The following is an 18,022-nucleotide window of genomic DNA, read 5'->3' on the forward strand; positions in this document are numbered from 1 at the left end:
GCATGCCCCAGGTGCTCGAGTTCTCCGACGTCGTCGTCCGCCGAAACGCCCGGAACATCGTCGATCACCTGAACTGGACGATCAACGACGACGAGCGCTGGATGGTCCTCGGACCCAACGGTGCGGGCAAGACGACCGTGCTCCAGATGGCCGACACGCTGCTGCACCCCACGTCGGGCGTCGTGAGCATCCTCGGTGAGCGCCTCGGCCGCACCGACGTCTTCGAACTGCGGCCCCGGATCGGGTTCGCCTCCTCTGCGATGGCGCGTCGCGTGCCGCCGGAGGAGACCGTGCTCAACGTCGTCCTGACGGCGGCGTACTCGGTGCTCGGCCGCTGGCGCGAGGACTACGAAGACATCGACGAGCGGCGCGCACTTCGCGTGCTCGCGGAGTGGAAGCTCGACCATCTCGCCGACCGCACGTTCGGCACGCTCAGCGACGGCGAGCAGAAGCGCGTCCAGATCGCCCGCGCCGTGATGACCGACCCCGAGCTGCTGCTCCTCGACGAGCCGACGGCCAGCCTCGACCTCGGCGCTCGCGAAGAGCTCCTCATCCTGCTGGGCGGCTACGCGCAGGCGCCCACGACCCCGGCGATGATCATGGTCACCCACCACGTCGAAGAGATCCCCATCGGATTCACGCACGTGCTGCTGCTTCGCGACGGCCAGGCCGTGGCATCCGGTCCCATCCGCGAGACCCTCACCGCCGAGGCCCTGACGGACACCTTCGGCGTTCCGATCCGCCTCAGCGAAGAGGGCGGCCGATACGCCGCGCGCGCCGCGCACTGAGCCCCGAGGCGGCCGGTTCGGCGTCCGCGCCGGAGACTGGTAGAATCTCTCTTTGGTGCATTCGCACCACAGACTTTGACCGCCCTGGCAAAATCCAGGGCACCATCCTCAAAGGACCATCATGAAGACTGACCTCCACCCGGACTACCAGGCCGTCGTGTTCCGTGACCTCGGCTCGGGCGAGACCTTCCTCACCCGCTCGACGGTGACCAGCGACAAGACGATCGAGCTCGACGGCGTCGAGTACCCCGTCATCGACGTCGAGATCTCGTCGGCCTCGCACCCGTTCTACACGGGCAAGCAGCGCATCATGGACTCGGCCGGTCGTGTCGAGAAGTTCAACCAGCGCTTCAAGAACTTTGGCGGACGCTAACCGCACAACGCAAGTTTGGAGCCCCCTCGGCCTTCGGGCCGGGGGGCTTTTGCGTGCGCGGGCGTCGAAGACAAGCCTCGGGGCTCGCGTGCAGACATGCGCGCACGTTTACACGCTTGATCTGGGCTAATTTGCTTCCAACGACGCGGTCGCGTTAAGGTCGCCGAGCGGGTGCCGAGGGGCGGCACCCAGAATGGGGAACATCGTGGAAGGTTCATTCGCTGAGGTCGCCGAGACGCACGGTTCGCGGGCGGTGCATTGGGCGGCGTTCCACGCTGTCGCGGCCGAGTGCCTCGCCGCGCACCTCGCGGGCGAGCTCGTGCGGGCGGATGCGCTCGATGAGGCGCTCGCGGCGTTCGTCGGCGTGGACGAGCTCCTCGCGGACGCGGTTGAGCTCGGGCTCGATGAGGCGACGCTTGAGGCCATCGTGGTCGGTGTGCGCGCCGAGCTCGACGGACGCGACGCCTACGCGCACGGCGACAGCTTGGAACTCGTCGCCGCTTGAAGACAGGACCGGACATGTCGAAGATGCCCGGTCCTGCAAGGCCCACGATACGGGAGGGCCCCCGACGCTACGGCGCCGGGGGCCTTCGGCGTTTCAGGTGGGCAATCGCTGTCACGAGGGTCGCGAGAGCGGTGAGGGTAGGCGCCACATATGGCGCGAGGCGGGCGATGTGCTCCATGACGTCTGACTGCATGGCGCGGAGTCTAGAGTCGCCGCCGCGTCGCCTCGGGGGGTTTGGCTAGCTAAATACGCCGGGCGTCTCGTGCGGGTCGCCGAGGCCCACTTCGCCGTGCTCAACGCACACGAGGGCGAGCACGAGGGAACCCTCGGCGAGGGGCGCGACGTCGAGCGGACGCGCGCACGCTGGGCACAAGCGCGGCGGGGCTACGTCGTCGAGTACGTCGTCGAGGCTGTCCACGCGGGAGAGGCTACCGGCGCGGGGTCGGGCGCGGGCGAATGTGTCCGCAGCGCCGGTCGGGTGTCGGAGCCCACCCCTAATGTGGTCAGGAGTTGGCCCTCGAAGATTCAGGAGGTATCCGGGCAGACAGCACTGCAAGTCAGACGGTCGTTGAACGAAAGGAACCGTCGCTATGGGTGCTGTCCCTGAATATGATGCCGAGGTCGAATCCCTCGTCAACTGCCCGAACGTCGAAGAGCACCGAGTGGTGCTCGGAGAGATGTGCCACTGCGGCACGCCAAGCTAGTCCGAGCCGCATCGTAACGACGAAAAGCCCCCTCCTGAGTCAGGAGGGGGCTTTCGGGTCAGGCGTGGGCCATTACCGGCATGCGGACGATGAGTGTGTCGTTCTCGTCGATCCATGAGTCGGGGACGTTGAGTACGACGATGTCGGGGTCGTCGGGGTGGTAGCTCCAGGCGACATCGTTTCGCATGGCGCGGACGTCCTCGCGCATGGCGGCGATGGCGGCTCGGTCGGCGGCGGCCTGGGCGGCGTCGGTTGCCGCGTGATCCTCTGAGACGTTGGCGGCGTCACGGGCGGCTGTCGCGCCGTCGCGGGCGGCGATCGCGCCAGCCTCGGCGCTGGCGGCGGTGGTCGCCGACGCCGACGCCGACGAGGCGGCCTCGATCGCTTCGCGGTGGACGAGCTCATTGACGATGAATCGCTCGGCAGGGGTTGGCACGAGCGGCGCCGCGAGCACGAGGTCGAGCGGGGCTTCGGCGGTGTGTTCCGTGGTTACGGCGATGGGGAACGAGGCAAGCCCGGCGCCGACGAGGTAGAACCTGACTTGATACTGGCCGGTTGCGAGCACGGTGGCGGGGAGCTCGCCGTCGACAAGGTCGACCGTCACCTCTCTCGGAACGATCGTCGTGTCGGCCTGGCCGGTAGCGGCGATGAGCTCAAAACGGACCTCGCCGACGGCGGGCGTCATGGTGTCGGGGGTGAAGTAGCGTCCGACGACGTGACCGGAGGGGATAGGCATGGGGGCTCCTTGAGGGGCTAGGGGCTAGGGGCGGGTGTGTGCGCGCTCGTGGCGGGCATCGCGGTCGCACTCGCGGCAGATCGCGCCGAGGCCGTCGGGGCGGGAGCGGTTGGCGTGGAAGGCCTCGAAGGGGAGGCCTTCGCGGCAGGTCGGGCAACGCTTGACGCCTTCGGGGTGAATGCGGCGGCGGTCGGCGTCGATCCCCTTGGGTGTCCGCGCGGAGCGGGCCACCGAGCGCGCCGTGTTGGCGGCTCGGACACGGGAAGGGTGCCGGGCGCGGTAGCGACGCCAGGTGTCAGGGTCGCGGCTCATGCGGCGCGGAGCCGGGCGAGCGAGGCGAGGCACGCGTCGATGGCGAGCTCGAACGCGGCTTGCTCGTCGAGCATGCGGCGGGCGGCGAGGGTAGCCCAGAGTTGCCACTCTTGCCGGTAGAGCGCGAGGGAAGAGCCGGGGGCGAAGAGGTCGACCTCGATGAGCTCGTCGCCGAGGTGGACGGTTACGGGGTCGGTCAGCATCGGGTCAGCGGCCCTCGTAGGCGGAGGGAGTCCGGACGGAGCGCGCGGCGCCGCGGCGGCCGGTTGCGGCGCGTCGGATTTGGCCGAGCTCGCGAGCGGTGAGGTAGACGCCCGTGGACTCGGAGAGGCCGACGGTGTGCGCGCCGAGCGTCTCTTGGTTGATTCCGCGGGGGTTCTCGTAGCCGCGGCGAGCGGCCGTCAGGACGACGAGCTCGACGACGGCGGGAGCGTCGGAAGTCCAGCGCTCGACGGTGCCGGGCGCGACCTCTGCGAGGACGAGCGTGGTGGCCTTGTCGAGCGAGCGCTCCGCGCGGACCTTGTCGACGCCGTCGAGGGTGCCCGCCTCTACGCCGAGGTCACCCTCAAGCTCGGAGAGGGCAGGGGGAAGGGGTCGAGGCATGAGGGCTCCAGTCGTGCGGCGGGCCGGTTTGCGGCGTGTCGTGAGGCGTTAGAGGCCCTTAGGTGCGTGTTTTCGACGGGGAGGCGGAGGCGTCGCTCCCGCGTGATTACGCGGCTGAAACGGCCAAAATGGGCCCCAATCTTCAAAAACGGCGAGGGATGCGCATCGACCGCGTAGCGCTATGCCTCTCCGGGAGGGAAGCGACGGGGCCGACTTGAAGGCCCCCCACCCTCGCGGCGGGTTGGGGGCGGCCTCGCTCGACTCAGGCGTCGGTAATCGACGCCGAGGAGCGAGGCCGCGGGGATCGCTCGTCAAACTCGCCATGAAGGCGAGCTCAAGAGGATGACGAGCGATCAATGCGCGTCGCGTCGAGCCCGTTACTCGACCACGCGCTCACGCCGCACGGTGTCTGACGCCGTCGCGTGCACTCACCGCGCCCCAAGGAGGAAAGGCCGTGAGCTCTCGGCCGAGCGCATGACAGGACGCGCGGCCGAGCTCCTCGACGCGCCAGCGCGGCGCATAGAGGCGATTGGGGGTGTGTAGGGGGCGGGGGGTAGACCCCCGGGCGGCATCCCTGGCGCCCGGGGTGGCTTCCGCGACCGGGGGGGGGGCTATTCTGCGGCGGCGTCGCGGGGGATCACGATTACGGGGTTCTCGGCGATCGCGTGGGCGACGATGGCGTCGAGCTCGGCCGACGTGCGCGGGACGACTGCGGTAGCGGGGGAGACGGTGGGAGTGCTGGGAGTGGTCATTCTTGCTCCTTGGAGGGGGTGAGGTTGGGTGCTCGGCCCCTCGGTTTGGTCGCGAGCTCGCGAGCATTTCGAGGGGCCGAGCGGGGTGACGCCGAGGGCGTCGAGGGGTTACGCCGGGGCGGTCGCCGTGTCGATGCGGACGACGCCGCCGTTGGCGACGAGGTCAACCGTGCCGTTCTCGCGGTCCACCGGGAGGGGGAGCGGCGCGACCTTGACGAACGAGGACACGAGCGAGCGGTCAGCCGCGACATTGCTGTCGTAGTCGTTCACGACGCGCACAGCGAACTGTGCGCCGCGCTCGGCGTCGACGATCGGCGTCTTGATCGAGGCGCCGTAGGGTGCGCCCGCGGGCACGATCGGCGCGCGAGCGACGAGGGTGAACGCCTCGCGGATGAAGACGACAATCTCGGTCGGCGACAGGCGCGTCGACTCGATCACCTCGACGCCGCGCACGTGCGTTCCGTTCGCGTCGAAGCCCTTTCCAGGGTCCGCGTCGAGGAGGTCGGCGTAGACGGTCGCGCCGACGGCCGCGGTCAGCTTCGCCGACTCGGGCACGCCGTTCAGGCGAAGCTGTCGCCGTGCGGCAGTGATCGCCTTTGCGGGCGCCGACGCCGAGTAGGCAATCGTGGTCGTCTCGGGCGTCGCCGACAGCGCGGCGGCGGTGAGCGCCTCGATCTTCGCCGCGATAGCGCGGGTCTGCGGCACGAGCACCTGTCGCGCGTAATCGCCAATTTCGAGCGAGAGGTCGCCCTCGGAGAGGATCGCGAGGTTGTACAGGTGATCGCTCAGGGTGACGTCAATGTACTGCTCGGTGAGCTCATCGGCGACGAGGGCGGTCGTCTTGTTGCCGATCGGCTTGGAGCGCGTCGGGATCGCGCCGGGGACGCGGACTCGCACGGTCGCGCCCGAGCCTTCGGCGAACTCGGCCGCTACGTCGGTGCTGATGAGCTTGGCGAGGTTGAAGTCGGCCCCGGTCAGCTTCGCGGCAAGCTCGGCGATGGTCTGGGGGTCGTGAATGAAGGCGTTAGCCATTTGTGGGCTCCTAAGGAGTCGAGGCGCGGGATGCGCCGGGAGGGGGAGTTAGGGAGCCGCCTTGCGGTTGACGCGGGGCCTTGCCTGGCGTCGAGGCCGGCCGATTGGCTCCCGTCCGCTACGCGCCGCCTTGCGGGCGTAGAAAGGTCGGGGAGGCCGTTGGCCGGGGTGTGCGGCGGTGAGGCCGCGAGTGGGGCGCGTAGCGCGTCCCGAGGAGTCCCGCGGGGTGTCCCGTGGCACTTGCCAGGGGACGCGGGACAGGGGCCGTCGACCGTTCGCGGGGGTCAACGAGGAGCCCGTCGTTTCGTCAAGCTCGCGAAGCTCGGCGACGTGCGGGCGGGACCGCGCGCCGGGGTGGCGAGCGGGGGAAGGGCCTCACGAGCTCCTCAGGCCGCGGTGATGCGCTCAGGGCGCGGGTGAGGGTCGGCGGGAGCTCGGAGGGGGTCTAGGGGTGTTCCACGCTGGGCTGAGTGCGTGTAAACGCCAGGGTGCGGCCGACGCCGACGCGGGCGAGCTCGTCGAGGAGCTCGGCGCGAAGCGGGCGCGGGATGCTCAGGAGGAAGCGCGCATGGACGCGGGAGACGCCGAGAAGGGCGGCGATTCTGCCCGGTCGACGATCTGGGGTGGGATGGGTCATGCGGGGCGGTCCTTCGTGAGCTCGGCGAGGAGCCCGGCGACAGCGTCGGCGCCATGTCGGGCGACGAGCTCGGCGAGTGCCGTGGGGAGGTCGTCGAGCGGCGACGCTGGCGGGGCGCCTTTGGCGGCGAGGGCTCGCGCGGGCCGGAAGTGGAAGACGCCCTCGATGCGGACAGGAGGCGCCCAGCGATCGCGAGCGGCGGCGTAGAGGCCGGTAGTCGACAGGTCGCCGGGTGAGCCCGCGGCGAGGTAGTCGTCGCCGAGCGCGGAGCGTCGGACGCGGTCGCGGTCGTCATAGGTCGCGAGGAAGGCATCGACGCCGAGCTCGACGGGTGCGGGAAGGTGCGTCCGCACGTTGCGGAGGAGGTTTCCCTCGGCGGGCCGCGAGGTGCGGAGCACGCGCGCAGAAGCGCGGAGGGCGTGCGCGTCGAGCCGGTGAGCGCCGCCGAGCTCGTACAGTGGCGCGGATGCCTCGACGAGGACGTCGGCGGCCATCCGGGCGACGACGATGGCCTCTACGGTCGCCTCGTCAAGGACGTAGGCGGCGGCACGGCGTGGCGTGGGCGGTCGGTAGCTGACACCTCGCGCGGCGAGGTCGACAGCGAGCGCCGCCGAGCCGAGGAGCGCGGCGGGCCACTCTTCCGGGAAGGTGACGGGGCCGCCGACGCTGGCGTCGCGGCGCTGGATGCGCGCGGATTGCGGGGGAAGTGGGGACGTGTTCGCGTCAGGATCGCGCGCGTATGCGAGGAGGCCGAGCACGGCCTCGGGGTCGATAGTCACGGGTGGTCCTAGGAGGCTTGTCTCGTGCGTTGGCGGAGCATCGAGGGGTGGGCATGCGAACGCCCCCGGTGACCTTCGCGAGAAAGGGCCGGGGGCGTTCAGGTGTCTCGCTCCGCCAAGAAGAGACAACCGGCAAGGATGCCGGACGTGTAAGGGGAGGGGCGCGCGTGGCGGCGGACTAGGTCCCTCACCTCTAGAGGATTCGGTTACATGAGGGCCGCGGGGAAGGTCGCGAGCTCCTCGGGGTGGTGCTCGGCGAGCCAGCGGGCGGCGTCGTCCTTCGAGCGCGCGCGGGCGCGTCGGTCGCCGCTCCACTCGGTGCCGTTCGCGGTCAGACGGACGACGCTAATGGGGAGCGGGTCCGCGTCCGTACCGAGCTCGGCGCCGATGGACGGGGCGAAGTCCGCCTCGGTCGCGAGCGCGGCGAGGCGGTCCTCGTAGCGGCTGGCGCGCTCCGCGGCGCTCTCGCGGAGTTGGACTCGCACGCGGGCGGCCATTGCCGCGACGTCGGCAGACGGAGGCGCGACCGGGGCGGACACCGCGGGCGGCGTGCGGTTCTTGTCGCGGTGGACGCGCACATCGTCGGTTCGGATGATGCGTCGGCACTCTGGCGAGCATGTCGTCGGACGACGGCCTCGCCCGCTGTAGCGGATGGGGCCGCCGCACGCGCGGCACGACGTCGGCAGAGTGAAGGCGACGGGTGCCGACATGCTCACGCCGCCGAGTCGAGGAGGTCGGCGTAGATGTCGACGAGCGCCGCAAGGTGGCGCGCCTCTTGAGTCACGGCGAGCCCGTTTCGGTGGTCCTCGGCCCAGCGGTGCACATCTCCCGAGAACGAGAAGATGAGGGCGTTGAGCTTGTCGAGGGCGGGGCCGCGCGACGCGCTCAGATCGTCGCTGAGGACCGTGTCGAGCTCTTGGGTGGTTGTCTGGATGCCCTCGAAGTCGGGTGCGGACCCGTCCGCGATGTCCTCGACGAACTCGGCGGCCTGGGCGCGGAGCCGGTCGCGGGCGTCGCGGAGCTTGGCGGCGGGGGCGGTTGTGGTGGTCATGATCAATCTCTTCCGTGTAGATGGCGAAGCGTCGCTCGACGCTCACAGAAGAGGAGACGGCCCCCGAAGGTGCCACTGCCCAGAACTGCCGAGAATCGGGGGACGTGGGGAGAGGCCGCCCGGCGCGGGTGCCCTGCCCAAGGTCGCTGTCCGTCCCGGTGCAGGAATTGGAAAGTTGCACCGAAGTTGCACCGGATTCTGCCGCGTCATTCCGGGGCGGCGGTGCAGAAGGTGCAGAAGTGAGAGAGATTCTTCTCCGGCGTTATAGACCGAACCGCAAAAGCGCGCGAACCGTCCCCCGGGGGACGATTTCGTCCCTCACGCCGGGCGCGTGACGGCGGGCGTGCGGCGCTTGGCTGGGTCGCCGGGGCCGCGGGAGTTGCCGCCGACCTCGCCGAGCTCGTCGGGCGCCGGGTGCCAGCGGTAGGTGAGGCGTTCATGAGCCTTCGCCGGGTGCACGACCACGTGATCGAGAGCACGGAGGAGAAGTCGGCGTCGCTCGTCGTCGCTCTCGGCGTCGCGCCATGCGTCGCCGTAGGTTCGACCCGTCGGCACGAACTCGGACACTCGCGAAGGGGTGACCTCGCGGAGGGAGGCGCGGCGACTCTTGAGAGCGCCGAGAGCACCCATGAGGGCGCTGACCTCGGCTGGGTCGTCGACCGTCACGAGCCTCGCCGCGAGCTCCTTGAGGCGCGCCTCAGTCTCGGCGAGCTCGTCGCCGCTCCCTCCGTCGTCGAAGCGGTCGATGACCTTGACCTCGGGCACATCCCCCATGACTGCGAGGTATCTCGCGGCGATCGCGGCGTCGAGCTTCCGCACGGTCATGGAAACGGGCCGCGGGCACGTACGCCCGCGCCCTGCCGCCGAGCATGTGTAGGAGAGATACCCGAGACGGCCCGTTGACCGCGGGTACATCTTCCCCTCACAGCCCGAGCAGAAGGCGACGCCTGAGAGGAGAGCGGTGGCGCGGCGCTTCGCGGGGGCGCGGGTTGCGGCATCGAAGCGCGCGCGGATGGCGAGCGCAGTATCGAGCGTGAGGATTGGCTCGAATGGTGCGAGGGGCGCCCCGGCCTCGTCGTACAGTGGCGATCCGTTGTGGGAGACGCGCCCGAGGAGGTGGTCGCTCCTCCATGTCGAGCGGATGCGGCCGAGGGTCCAAACGCCGGGATCGCGTGTCGGGCCGAGACCGTCGTAAGGATTGCCCGCCAACGCCGCACGCCGGGCGGGACTCGTGGCGGTTGGGATGCCGCGGGCCGTAAGGTCGGCGGCGATCTTGACGAGCGACTCGTCGGCGATGACGCGCCCGGCAACCTCTCGGACGATTGCGGCCTCTTCCGGGATGACGTGGTATCCGCGGCCCACGGCGAGAGTCGGATGTGGGCCGGTGCGGTAGCCGAACGGAGGCGTTCCGTGCCCAGCGTTTCGCCCTTGGCGCCGCATGCGATCGCGCGCGGCGATCTGGCGAGCGCGGACGAGTTGCCGCTCGTTGTAGGCAAGCTCGGAGGCGAACGCAAAGCGCATTCCCCAGTTCGTCGGATCGGTCGCCGAGTCGATGCCCTCGCGGACGAAGACAACGCGCGGAGCGAGCGCGCCGGGTCGTCGGGCCGCCTCCGCGACGCCGCGCCGCACGACGCGGACGACCTCGGCATCCTCGCCGACGCCCTGTCGGCTGTAGCGGTCGACGGCGTAGGCCGCGAGTATGTCGGCCTCGCCCGAGGCGAGCATGCGGAGCGACTCCTCGGCGGCTTCCCGGCGCTTGCCGCCCGAGAGGCCTTCGTCTACGAACGCCGCGACGACGTCCCAGTCCTCGCGTTCGGCGAGGCCGAAGAGGTCGTCACTTTGACCGGCGATGGACGTTGAGGCGACACTCTCGCGCGAGAGACGGGCGTACAGGACGGCGCGGGGCCGGGGCCGAGTCATGCGATGGCCTCGGAGAGGATGGCCCGTGCGGCGGCAAGGGCGGCGAGCGCGTCATCGATCGCGGCGACGGCGGCGCGCGGATCGTAGCCGATGCCGTCCTCGGTGCTCCCGTGGAAGCGGGCGGTATCGACCGCGTCGGCGGCCGTCGTGAGGTGGCGATAGGTGGTGCCCGCGAACGGGTCAGAGGAGGCGTAGACATTCACGGGAAGTGATGCCGCCTGGGCGGGGTTGGTTGCTCGCGGAGTTGTGTAGTTAGGGGTCACACAACAACTTCGGCGGCTCCAAGTAAGCCTCAGCTCTTCCGGAAGACCCCGCTTCGGCGGGGTCTTCTGCGTTTCCCGGGAGGGATGCCCGCTCAGCAGATCGGCCAGCGTCCGTCGAGACTGTCGTCGGGGTCGATCCGCCCGATGCGGATGAAGTACTCGGTGAGGCTCTCGGCCTGCGCCCGGGCCCAGCCGATCTGGCGCGTGTGCAGCTCGTGCACGGTCTCGGGCAGCCACGGTGCGAAGCGCTCGGCGAGGGCCTGGGCGACGCGGCCGGCCGCGACCGCGTCGGCCGACGCCTCGTGCGCGGCGTCCAGTTGAACGGCGTAGTGGGCCGCGACCACTTCGAGCGTGCGTTTGCCCTTGCGCCACCGGTCGTACGCCTTATCCACCACGAGGGGGTCGATGACGGGCGACGGGTTCTCGATCGGCGCGATGCCGTGCCGCAGCGACTCGTATTTGAGCAGCGAGAAGTCGAACGGCGCGTTGTACGCGACCACCGGGATGCCGGCATCCAGAAGTGCGCGCACGGCCGCGACCACGTCACCCACGACCTCAGCGGCCGGCCGGCCGTTCACCCGTGCGTGCTCCGTCGAGATGCCGTGTATCGCGCTCGCGCCCGCGGGGATCTCGACGCCGGGGTCGGCGAGCCAGTCGCGGGCACGGATGACGCGGCCCGCCGCATCGAGCAGGCCCACGTGCGCCGTCACGATGCGGTCGGCGGTGACGTCGATCCCGGTGGTCTCGAGGTCGAACACGCCCACCAGGCGCACCCAGTCCGGCACATCCCACAGCGGGAGCTGTTCGGGATGCGGGTGACTCATGCCGTTCACGGTATGCGTCGCCTCCGACATCCGTCCGGAGGCGCTCCGCGCACAGCCGCGCCCGGGGAACGCCTCGTAGACTCGACGGGTGACCACGCCGAATCCGTACGCCCCGCTCCTCGACGAGATCCCCGTCGAGCGGTGCGAGGTCGGTGTGCTCGGCGGCACGACCGCGTACTGGGTCTACGGGCCAGCGGACGCCGACACGACCATCGTCGCGGTGCACGGCTTCCGCGGCGAGCACCACGGGCTCGAGCCCGTGGTCGCGCACCTGCCGAGCGTGCGGGTCATCTCGCCCGACCTTCCCGGCTTCGGCGAGACGGCGCCGGTCCCCGGGCGGATCCACGATCTCGACCTCTACGCAGAGTGGCTCGGCGAGTTCGCGGCGACGGTCGCCCCCGAAGCCGTGATCCTCGGCCACTCGTTCGGCTCGATCGTCGTCTCGGCCGCCGTCGCCGGCGGCCTCGAGACGCCCCGCGTGATCCTCGTGAACCCGATCGGCGCTCCCGCGCTCGAGGGCCCGCGGGGCATCCTCACCCGGCTCGCGGTCTTCTACTACTGGGCCGGCGCGAAGCTGCCGAAGGGTCTGGGCGAGGCGCTGCTGCGCAACGGCCTCATCGTGCGGGTCATGAGCGTCTCGATGGCGAAGACCAAGGATTCCGGCATCCGTCGATTCGTACACGATCAGCACGACACCTACTTCTCGCGGTTCGCGGACCGCGACGTGCTGCACGATGCGTTCGTCGCGTCGGTGTCGAACGACGTGCGCGCGTTCGCTCCGCGCATCGCGCAGCCGACGCTGCTGGTCGCCGCCGTGAGGGACGACATCACGCCGATCGAGGCCGAGCGGAAGCTCGCGACGATGTTCCCCGACGCGGAACTGGTGGAGATCCCCGACGTCGGGCATCTCATCCACTACGAGACGCCGGCGGCCGCCGCCGACGCGATCACGCGGTTTCTCGCGCCTTCCGACGCCGGTACGCGTTGACGTTCATGCGGTTGCCGCAGTTGCCGGTGTCGCAGTAGCGCTTCGAGCCGTTCTTCGAGAAGTCGATGTAGACGGAGTCGCAGTCGTCGGCGTCGCAGATGCGCACGCGCCCGTACTCGTCGGAGCGGATCACGTCGACGAACGCCATGGCGGCCTCGACCAACATGCGCGTCGCGAGTGGCGACTCGTCGGACGTCGCGTGGATGTGCCAGTCGTAGTCGTCGTGGATGACGAGGCGGGGGAGTGCCTCGCCGTCGGCGAGCATCGCGTTCACGAGCGGCACCGCGCCGGCCCGGTCCACTTCCCACATTCGGCGTAGCCGCGCGCGCACCGCGCGGACGGCATCGAGGGTCTCGGTATCCCGATGGATCGTCCCCGTGTACGGCTGCCGGATGAGGAACTCGTCGAGGTCGTCGAGCGTCTGCAGGGTGTCTTCGTCGTCGAAGCCGGGGAGCGTGTTGACGAGGTCGACGACCATCATCAGCGTCCTTCGCGTGTCATGAATGAAAACCACGTTGACTCCTGACATTCCCTTCCGATACTGTCACCAGTGTAAGCAGTCTTCACCCCTGACAGCCGGATGTCGCCCATGACCGCCTCGACCGCGTCCCTCCCCATCATCGCCCCGGGCACCGCCTTCGCGTCGAATGCGCGAATGCGCACCTCCGGACTGGTCATGGGCGTCGCATCGGCCCTGGCGTTCTCGTCGAGCGGACCCTTCGTGAAGCCGCTCCTCGAGGCCGGCTGGTCACTGGGCGCCGCGCTGCTCGTGCGCATGGGGATCGCGGGCCTGGTGCTCTCGCCGGCGCTGTTCCTGGCGATGAAGCGGCAGCGTGGGTTCCTCAAGCGGCACTGGCGGCTCATCGTCGGCTTCGGTCTGATGCCGGTGCTCGGCTGCCAGCTCTTCTTCTTCTCGGCGATGCAGCGGATGCCGGTGGCCGTGGCACTGCTGATCCAATACCTCGCGCCGGTCATGCTCGTGGCGGCGGTGTGGGTGCGTACGCGCAAAGCGCCGTCGGCGCTCGTGCTGTGGGGGTCCGCGGTCGCGATGGTCGGCCTGGTGCTCGTCGTCGACATCTCAGGTGCCTCTTTCGACCTGATCGGAACTCTGCTGGCACTGGCTGCCGCGGTGTGCGTCTGCGCCTACTTCGTGATCTCGGAGCGGGCCGGCGACGACCTGCCGCCGCTGGCGCTGGCCGCGAGCGGGCTCCTCACCGGTGCGATCGTGATGGGCGTGCTGTGCCTGACCGGGATCATGCCCTTCCAGGCGCCGGCGGTCGACGTGGTGCTCGCCGGTGTGGCCGTGCCGTGGTGGATGCCGCTCCTCTGGGTCGCCGCGATCGCGACGACGCTCGGCTACGCGCTGGGCGTGATGGCGGTTCCGCGCATCGGCTCTCGTGTGGCGTCGTTCGTCGGGCTCTCCGAGGTGCTGTTCGCCCTCATGTTCGCGTGGATCTTCCTCGCCGAGGTGCCCGCGCCCATCCAGTTCGTCGGCGGTGCGCTGATCCTCGTCGGCGTGGTGCTCGTCCGCGCCGACTCGTCATCGACGGGCAACCCGAAGGGGCTTGCCGCTAGGACTCCCGTCGTGCCAGCTCCATAAGAGGTGTCACGCGGTGGGCGATGACCTCGCCCATGACGAGCGAGGTCTCGGTGCGCTCGACGCCCTCGATCGCGAGGATACGGGCGTCGGTGTCGAACAGATGCTGCGTGTCGCGGCACGCGACCCGCACGAGCAGGTCCACCTGACCCGACAGTCCGTGGGCCTGCACGACCTCCGGGACGCGCGCGAGTTCGACGGCGATGCGGGGCAGATCGGCCTGCCGCACGATGACGCTGATGAAGGCCTCGATCGGGAACCCGAGGGAGGCGGACGAGATGGCTCGCTCGTACGACAGGAAGACCCCCGCCTTCTCCAGGCGCGACATGCGTGCCTGGACGGTGTTGCGCGAGAGGCCGAGTCGTTCGGCGAGTGCGACGACGGTCGCGCGCGGGTCGGCGGAGAGTGCTGCGAGCAGCTCCAGGTCGACGTGATCGAGTGCACTCATAGTGCGCAACGTTAGCACGGCTTTGGTGTGCTTCAGTTGTCAACATGCTCAAGAAGTCCTCGAATGCTTGAGCGAGGTGCGATGCGGACGTACCGTTGAAGCAGCCGGCGAAGAGGCCGGCGCACGCCAAGCGGTCCCTCACGAGGGGACCGGCAAGAGGAGTGATGACGATGACGCACACCCTGACACCCACAGCGGATCTCGCCACCGACATCGAGGATGTCGCGCGACTGCTGACCCCCGACGGCGAGCGCATCGCCGACCCCGAGCTCGATCGCTGGGTGGCCGACGTCGACGCCGCGACACTGCGCGGCCTCTACCGCGACATGGTGCTCCTGCGGCGCATCGACACCGAGGGCGTCGCCCTGCAGCGACAGGGTCAGCTGGGCCTCTGGCCGCCGTGCCAGGGGCAGGAGGCGACCCAGATCGGCACCGCCCGCGCCCTGCGCGCCGACGACTTCGCCTTCCCGAGCTACCGCGAGACCGGCGTGGTCTACGCCCGCGGCGGCAAGCCCGCGGACTTCGTGCTCGCGTGGCGCGGCGAGGAGCACTCGACCTACAACCCCTACGACATCAACACCGCCACGCAGCAGATCATCATCGGCGCGCAGGCGCTGCACGCGGTCGGCTACGCGATGGGCGTGCAGCGCGACGGCACGGACCAGGTGTCGGTCGCCTACTTCGGCGACGGCGCGTCCAGCCAGGGCGACGTCAACGAGGCGATGGTGTTCGCCTCGTCCTTCCGCGCTCCCGTGGTGTTCGTGTGCACCAACAACCAGTGGGCGATCTCGGAGCCCGTCACGGTGCAGGCGAAGTTCCCGATCGCCGGGCGCGCGCCGGGCTTCGGCATCCCGAGCATGCGCGTCGACGGCAACGACGTGCTGGCGTGCTTGGCGGCGATGCGCTGGGCTCTCGACAACGCGCGTCGCGGCAACGGCCCCGCCTTCATCGAGGCGGTCACCTACCGCATGGGTCCGCACACCACCTCCGACGACCCGACCCGCTACCGCGACAAGGAGGAGGTCGAGAAGTGGCGTCGCCGTGACCCGATCACGCGCGTCGAGGCGCTGCTGCGATCGCGCGGCGAGTTCGACGACGCCTTCGTGGCGAACGTCGAGGCGGCCGCCGACGCCCTTGCGGCGTCCGTGCGCGAGGCGGCGATGACCGCCCAGACCCGCGACCCGCTGACCGTGCTCGACAACGTCTACGCCGAGCCCCACTCGGGCCTCGCCGAGCAGCGCGAGTGGTTCGGCGCCTACCTCGACGGGTTCGCCCCGGCGGCCGAGGGGGTGTGACGATGGCGCAGCTGACGATGGCGAAGGCCATCAACGAAGGACTCCGCCGCGCGATGGCGGACGACGACAGGGTCCTCGTCATGGGCGAGGACATCGGCAAACTCGGCGGCGTGTTCCGCATCACCGACGGTCTGCTCGACCGGTTCGGCGCGCAGCGCGTGATCGACACCCCGCTCGCCGAGGCGGGCATCATGGGCACCGCGGTCGGGCTCGCGTTCCGCGGCTACCGCCCCGTCGTCGAGATCCAGTTCGACGGCTTCGTGTACCCCGCGTTCGACCAGATCGTGTGCCAGGTCGCGAAGCTGCACTACCGCACGCGCGGCAACGTGAAGATGCCGATCACGATCCGGATCCCGTGGGCCGGCGGCGTCGGCGCCGCCGAGCACCACTCGGAGTCGCCCGAGGCGTACTTCGTCCACACATCGGGCCTGCGCGTGATCGCGGTGTCGAACCCGCAGGATGCGTACGTCATGCTGCGGCAGGCGATCGCGTCCGACGACCCGGTGGTCTACTTCGAGCCGAAGCGGCTGTACCACGCCAAGGGCGAAGTCGACCTCGACGTCCAGCTCGCGGATGCCCCGCCGATGGGGCTGGCCCGCGTGGCTCGAGAGGGCAGCGACGTCACGCTGCTGACTTACGGCTCGCAGGTGCTGACGGCGCTCGACGCCGCGACCGCCGCCGAAGACGACGGCGTCTCGATCGAGGTCATCGACCTGCGCTCGATCTCGCCCGTGGATTACCGGACGGTCACCGCGTCGGTCCGCAAGACCGGCCGTGTCGTGGTCACCCACGAGGCCGCGCGCGAGGCGGGCGTCGGCGCCGAGCTCATCGCGAGCATCACGGAGCGCTGCTTCAACTACCTCGAGGCGGCGCCGCAGCGCGTCACCGGGCACGACATCCCCTACCCGCCGGCGAAGCTCGAGAAGCACCACCTGCCCGACCTCGACCGGATCCTCGACGCCGTCGACCGCGTGATGGACCGGCCCAACAGCCTTTCGGGGGTGGAGTCATGACGCAGGACTTCACCCTCCCCGACCTCGGCGAAGGCCTTCCCGAGGCCGAGCTCGTGCAGTGGCTCGTCGCCGTCGGCGACACGGTGAAGCTCAACCAGACGATCGCCGAGGTCGAGACCGCGAAGGCCGTCGTCGAGCTGCCGTCGCCGTACGCCGGCACCATCACGGCGCTCCACGCCGAAGCGGGCGACATCGTCGCGGTCGGCTCGGTGCTGATCTCCTTCGACATCGGGGGCTCGGATGCTGCGCCCGCGGCGCCCGCCGCGAAGGCCCAGGCTTCCGCTCCCGAGGCCGCCGAGAGCGCACCGGCCGAGCCGGCGAAGTCCGAGCCCAACCTCGTGGGCTACGGGGCCGCGCCGAAGGGGGCCGGGCGCCCGCAGCGCCGCGCCCGTGTCGCCGGCGCGGTGGCCGCAGCATCCGATACCGCCGTCCTCGAGGCGGCTCCGCACGACGCGATCCAGTTCACGGACGTCGTGGAGCGTCCGGTCGAGCGCCCGCGTTCGACGCCGCCGGTGCGGCAGTTCGCGAAGCAGCTGGGCATCGACCTCGCGCTCGTCGAGGCGAGCGGGGCGTCGGGCGTCATCACCCGCGCCGACGTCGAGGCGTACGCGACCCGCGTGGGTGCGACGACGAGCGCACCCGCCGCGGCCGAGCCGGTCGAGACGTTCGAGATGCCGATGCCTGCCGCCACCGGGGAGCGCACGACGCGCACGCCCATTCGCGGAGTGCGGCGCATGACCGCCGATGCGATGGTGCGCAGCGCCTTCACCGCGCCGCACGTCACGACGTTCCTGACCGTCGACGTCACGGCGACCAGCGAGCTCATCGCCTCGCTGAAGGGCGACCGCGACCTGCAGGAGCACCGGATCGGGATCATGGCCGTCGCCGCGAAGGCCGTGTGCCTCGCGCTGGCTCGCCACCCGGGCCTCAACTCGAAATGGGACGATGCCGCAGGCGAGATCGTCGAGCACCACTACGTCAATCTGGGCATCGCGGCGGCGACAGGGCGCGGGCTCGTGGTGCCGAACATCCGCGACGCCCAAGAGCTGACACTGGTCGAGCTGGCCGACGCCATCCGCGGGCTCGCCGAGACCGCACGCGCGGGCAAGACGTCGCCGGCCGACATGATGGGCGGCACGTTCTCGATCACCAATGTCGGGGTGTTCGGCGTGGACGCCGGCACGCCGATCATCAACCCCGGGGAGGCGGGCATCCTCGCGCTCGGCGCGGTGCGACGCCAGCCGTGGGAGCATCGCGGCGAGATCGTGCTGCGCGACGTCATGACGCTCGCGCTGTCGTTCGACCACCGGCTGGTCGACGGCGAGCAGGGGTCGCGGTTCCTCGTGGATGTCGCGGACATCCTCCGCGAGCCCGGACGGGCGATGCTGCTGCGGTGAGAAGG

Annotated in this window: 24 protein-coding genes; 8 read left to right on the plus strand and 16 right to left on the minus strand. The window is 70.2% G+C overall.

Going from position 1 to position 18,022, the window contains the following annotated elements; genetic code table 11:
• Positions 1 to 2 precede the first annotated feature (2 nt).
• From ACVN90_RS08075 to ACVN90_RS08085, 3 genes are all read left to right on the plus strand, one after another.
• Positions 3 to 788, plus strand: a complete 786-nt coding sequence (locus tag ACVN90_RS08075; RefSeq protein ID WP_475101622.1) for an ABC transporter ATP-binding protein — start codon at positions 3 to 5, stop codon at positions 786 to 788.
• Positions 789 to 909: 121 nt separating this feature from the next.
• On the plus strand, positions 910 to 1,161 hold the full coding sequence (locus tag ACVN90_RS08080) for a type B 50S ribosomal protein L31 (protein WP_475101623.1): 252 nt from the start codon (positions 910 to 912) through the stop codon (positions 1,159 to 1,161).
• Between the two features lie 205 nt (positions 1,162 to 1,366).
• A complete protein-coding gene (locus ACVN90_RS08085) occupies positions 1,367 to 1,666 on the plus strand; it encodes a hypothetical protein (protein WP_475101624.1) in 300 nt (99 codons plus the stop codon).
• A 238-nt stretch (positions 1,667 to 1,904) separates the two neighbouring features.
• Here ACVN90_RS08085 and ACVN90_RS08090 read toward each other — a convergent pair whose 3' ends face one another.
• The 14 genes from ACVN90_RS08090 to ACVN90_RS08155 form a co-directional block, all read right to left on the minus strand.
• Positions 1,905 to 2,084, minus strand: coding sequence for a hypothetical protein (locus tag ACVN90_RS08090; protein ID WP_475101625.1), 180 nt, complete (start codon positions 2,082 to 2,084; stop codon positions 1,905 to 1,907).
• Positions 2,085 to 2,428: 344 nt separating this feature from the next.
• Positions 2,429 to 3,106: a hypothetical protein gene (locus tag ACVN90_RS08095; RefSeq protein WP_475101626.1), complete on the minus strand. Its 678-nt coding sequence runs from the start codon at positions 3,104 to 3,106 to the stop codon at positions 2,429 to 2,431.
• A gap of 24 nt (positions 3,107 to 3,130) precedes the next feature.
• A complete protein-coding gene (locus tag ACVN90_RS08100) occupies positions 3,131 to 3,418 on the minus strand; it encodes a hypothetical protein (protein WP_475101627.1) in 288 nt (95 codons plus the stop codon).
• Positions 3,415 to 3,621 (minus strand): hypothetical protein, encoded by a 207-nt coding sequence (locus ACVN90_RS08105; protein ID WP_475101628.1) that lies wholly within the window; start codon positions 3,619 to 3,621, stop codon positions 3,415 to 3,417. Before ACVN90_RS08105 ends, ACVN90_RS08100 begins: the two co-directional genes overlap by 4 nt.
• 4 nt (positions 3,622 to 3,625) lie before the next feature.
• Positions 3,626 to 4,021: a hypothetical protein gene (locus ACVN90_RS08110; RefSeq protein WP_475101629.1), complete on the minus strand. Its 396-nt coding sequence runs from the start codon at positions 4,019 to 4,021 to the stop codon at positions 3,626 to 3,628.
• A 611-nt stretch (positions 4,022 to 4,632) separates the two neighbouring features.
• Positions 4,633 to 4,773: a hypothetical protein gene (locus ACVN90_RS08115; RefSeq protein ID WP_475101630.1), complete on the minus strand. Its 141-nt coding sequence runs from the start codon at positions 4,771 to 4,773 to the stop codon at positions 4,633 to 4,635.
• Positions 4,774 to 4,881: 108 nt separating this feature from the next.
• Positions 4,882 to 5,805 carry a hypothetical protein gene (locus ACVN90_RS08120; protein ID WP_475101631.1) on the minus strand — a complete coding sequence of 308 codons (924 nt, stop codon included), beginning with the start codon at positions 5,803 to 5,805 and terminating at the stop codon, positions 4,882 to 4,884.
• Between the two features lie 445 nt (positions 5,806 to 6,250).
• Positions 6,251 to 6,442, minus strand: coding sequence for a hypothetical protein (locus ACVN90_RS08125; RefSeq protein WP_475101632.1), 192 nt, complete (start codon positions 6,440 to 6,442; stop codon positions 6,251 to 6,253).
• The gene (locus ACVN90_RS08130; protein ID WP_475101633.1) at positions 6,439 to 7,221 is read right to left on the minus strand and encodes a hypothetical protein; all 783 of its coding nucleotides are present in this window, start codon (positions 7,219 to 7,221) and stop codon (positions 6,439 to 6,441) included. Before ACVN90_RS08130 ends, ACVN90_RS08125 begins: the two co-directional genes overlap by 4 nt.
• A gap of 206 nt (positions 7,222 to 7,427) precedes the next feature.
• Complete coding sequence (locus ACVN90_RS08135; RefSeq protein WP_475101634.1) at positions 7,428 to 7,706, minus strand: hypothetical protein; 279 nt, start codon at positions 7,704 to 7,706, stop codon at positions 7,428 to 7,430.
• A gap of 227 nt (positions 7,707 to 7,933) precedes the next feature.
• Complete coding sequence (locus ACVN90_RS08140; RefSeq protein ID WP_475101635.1) at positions 7,934 to 8,272, minus strand: hypothetical protein; 339 nt, start codon at positions 8,270 to 8,272, stop codon at positions 7,934 to 7,936.
• A 318-nt stretch (positions 8,273 to 8,590) separates the two neighbouring features.
• Positions 8,591 to 10,192 carry a recombinase family protein gene (locus ACVN90_RS08145; RefSeq protein ID WP_475101636.1) on the minus strand — a complete coding sequence of 534 codons (1,602 nt, stop codon included), beginning with the start codon at positions 10,190 to 10,192 and terminating at the stop codon, positions 8,591 to 8,593.
• The gene (locus tag ACVN90_RS08150; RefSeq protein WP_475101637.1) at positions 10,189 to 10,395 is read right to left on the minus strand and encodes a hypothetical protein; all 207 of its coding nucleotides are present in this window, start codon (positions 10,393 to 10,395) and stop codon (positions 10,189 to 10,191) included. The genes ACVN90_RS08145 and ACVN90_RS08150 overlap by 4 nt, the downstream gene beginning before the upstream one ends.
• 152 nt (positions 10,396 to 10,547) lie before the next feature.
• Positions 10,548 to 11,279 carry an exonuclease domain-containing protein gene (locus tag ACVN90_RS08155; RefSeq protein ID WP_475101638.1) on the minus strand — a complete coding sequence of 244 codons (732 nt, stop codon included), beginning with the start codon at positions 11,277 to 11,279 and terminating at the stop codon, positions 10,548 to 10,550.
• 88 nt (positions 11,280 to 11,367) lie between these two features.
• On the opposite strand from ACVN90_RS08155, the gene ACVN90_RS08160 reads away from it, so the two are divergent.
• Positions 11,368 to 12,267: an alpha/beta fold hydrolase gene (locus tag ACVN90_RS08160; RefSeq protein ID WP_475101639.1), complete on the plus strand. Its 900-nt coding sequence runs from the start codon at positions 11,368 to 11,370 to the stop codon at positions 12,265 to 12,267.
• Here ACVN90_RS08160 and ACVN90_RS08165 read toward each other — a convergent pair.
• Positions 12,227 to 12,781: a CGNR zinc finger domain-containing protein gene (locus ACVN90_RS08165; protein WP_475101640.1), complete on the minus strand. Its 555-nt coding sequence runs from the start codon at positions 12,779 to 12,781 to the stop codon at positions 12,227 to 12,229. The two genes, ACVN90_RS08160 and ACVN90_RS08165, sit on opposite strands and share 41 nt — an antisense overlap.
• 75 nt (positions 12,782 to 12,856) lie before the next feature.
• Here ACVN90_RS08165 and ACVN90_RS08170 point away from each other — a divergent pair, with 75 nt between their 5' ends.
• Entirely contained in the window at positions 12,857 to 13,867 is a 1,011-nt protein-coding gene (locus ACVN90_RS08170; protein ID WP_475101641.1) for an EamA family transporter, read from the plus strand.
• Here ACVN90_RS08170 and ACVN90_RS08175 read toward each other — a convergent pair.
• Positions 13,839 to 14,312 (minus strand): Lrp/AsnC family transcriptional regulator, encoded by a 474-nt coding sequence (locus ACVN90_RS08175; RefSeq protein WP_045302332.1) that lies wholly within the window; start codon positions 14,310 to 14,312, stop codon positions 13,839 to 13,841. The genes ACVN90_RS08170 and ACVN90_RS08175 overlap by 29 nt on opposite strands.
• A gap of 164 nt (positions 14,313 to 14,476) precedes the next feature.
• Between ACVN90_RS08175 and pdhA the strand changes: the two genes are divergently transcribed.
• From pdhA to ACVN90_RS08190, 3 genes are read left to right on the plus strand one after another with little or no spacing between them, the layout of a single operon-like run.
• Positions 14,477 to 15,607 (plus strand): pyruvate dehydrogenase (acetyl-transferring) E1 component subunit alpha, encoded by a 1,131-nt coding sequence (gene pdhA, locus ACVN90_RS08180; protein ID WP_475101642.1) that lies wholly within the window; start codon positions 14,477 to 14,479, stop codon positions 15,605 to 15,607.
• Positions 15,608 to 15,609: 2 nt separating this feature from the next.
• Positions 15,610 to 16,620: an alpha-ketoacid dehydrogenase subunit beta gene (locus ACVN90_RS08185; protein ID WP_475101643.1), complete on the plus strand. Its 1,011-nt coding sequence runs from the start codon at positions 15,610 to 15,612 to the stop codon at positions 16,618 to 16,620.
• Positions 16,617 to 18,017, plus strand: coding sequence for a dihydrolipoamide acetyltransferase family protein (locus tag ACVN90_RS08190; RefSeq protein WP_475101644.1), 1,401 nt, complete (start codon positions 16,617 to 16,619; stop codon positions 18,015 to 18,017). Before ACVN90_RS08185 ends, ACVN90_RS08190 begins: the two co-directional genes overlap by 4 nt.
• Positions 18,018 to 18,022: the final 5 nt, after the last annotated feature.

It is taken from the genome of Microbacterium sp. F01 (assembly GCF_056156365.1).

Excerpts from the sequence above, each read along its gene's own strand:
- ACVN90_RS08075 (WP_475101622.1), top strand. The coding sequence starts at position 3 with ATGCCCCAGGTGCTCGAGTTCTCCGACGTCGTCGTCCGCCGAAACGCC.
- ACVN90_RS08080 (WP_475101623.1), top strand. The coding sequence starts at position 910 with ATGAAGACTGACCTCCACCCGGACTACCAGGCCGTCGTGTTCCGTGAC.
- ACVN90_RS08095 (WP_475101626.1), bottom strand. The coding sequence starts at position 3,106 with ATGCCTATCCCCTCCGGTCACGTCGTCGGACGCTACTTCACCCCCGAC.
- ACVN90_RS08100 (WP_475101627.1), bottom strand. The coding sequence starts at position 3,418 with ATGAGCCGCGACCCTGACACCTGGCGTCGCTACCGCGCCCGGCACCCT.
- ACVN90_RS08105 (WP_475101628.1), bottom strand. The coding sequence starts at position 3,621 with ATGCTGACCGACCCCGTAACCGTCCACCTCGGCGACGAGCTCATCGAG.
- ACVN90_RS08110 (WP_475101629.1), bottom strand. The coding sequence starts at position 4,021 with ATGCCTCGACCCCTTCCCCCTGCCCTCTCCGAGCTTGAGGGTGACCTC.
- ACVN90_RS08115 (WP_475101630.1), bottom strand. The coding sequence starts at position 4,773 with ATGACCACTCCCAGCACTCCCACCGTCTCCCCCGCTACCGCAGTCGTC.
- ACVN90_RS08120 (WP_475101631.1), bottom strand. The coding sequence starts at position 5,805 with ATGGCTAACGCCTTCATTCACGACCCCCAGACCATCGCCGAGCTTGCC.
- ACVN90_RS08125 (WP_475101632.1), bottom strand. The coding sequence starts at position 6,442 with ATGACCCATCCCACCCCAGATCGTCGACCGGGCAGAATCGCCGCCCTT.
- ACVN90_RS08140 (WP_475101635.1), bottom strand. The coding sequence starts at position 8,272 with ATGACCACCACAACCGCCCCCGCCGCCAAGCTCCGCGACGCCCGCGAC.
- ACVN90_RS08145 (WP_475101636.1), bottom strand. The coding sequence starts at position 10,192 with ATGACTCGGCCCCGGCCCCGCGCCGTCCTGTACGCCCGTCTCTCGCGC.
- ACVN90_RS08155 (WP_475101638.1), bottom strand. The coding sequence starts at position 11,279 with ATGAGTCACCCGCATCCCGAACAGCTCCCGCTGTGGGATGTGCCGGAC.
- ACVN90_RS08170 (WP_475101641.1), top strand. The coding sequence starts at position 12,857 with ATGACCGCCTCGACCGCGTCCCTCCCCATCATCGCCCCGGGCACCGCC.
- ACVN90_RS08175 (WP_045302332.1), bottom strand. The coding sequence starts at position 14,312 with ATGAGTGCACTCGATCACGTCGACCTGGAGCTGCTCGCAGCACTCTCC.
- pdhA (WP_475101642.1), top strand. The coding sequence starts at position 14,477 with ATGACGATGACGCACACCCTGACACCCACAGCGGATCTCGCCACCGAC.
- ACVN90_RS08185 (WP_475101643.1), top strand. The coding sequence starts at position 15,610 with ATGGCGCAGCTGACGATGGCGAAGGCCATCAACGAAGGACTCCGCCGC.
- ACVN90_RS08190 (WP_475101644.1), top strand. The coding sequence starts at position 16,617 with ATGACGCAGGACTTCACCCTCCCCGACCTCGGCGAAGGCCTTCCCGAG.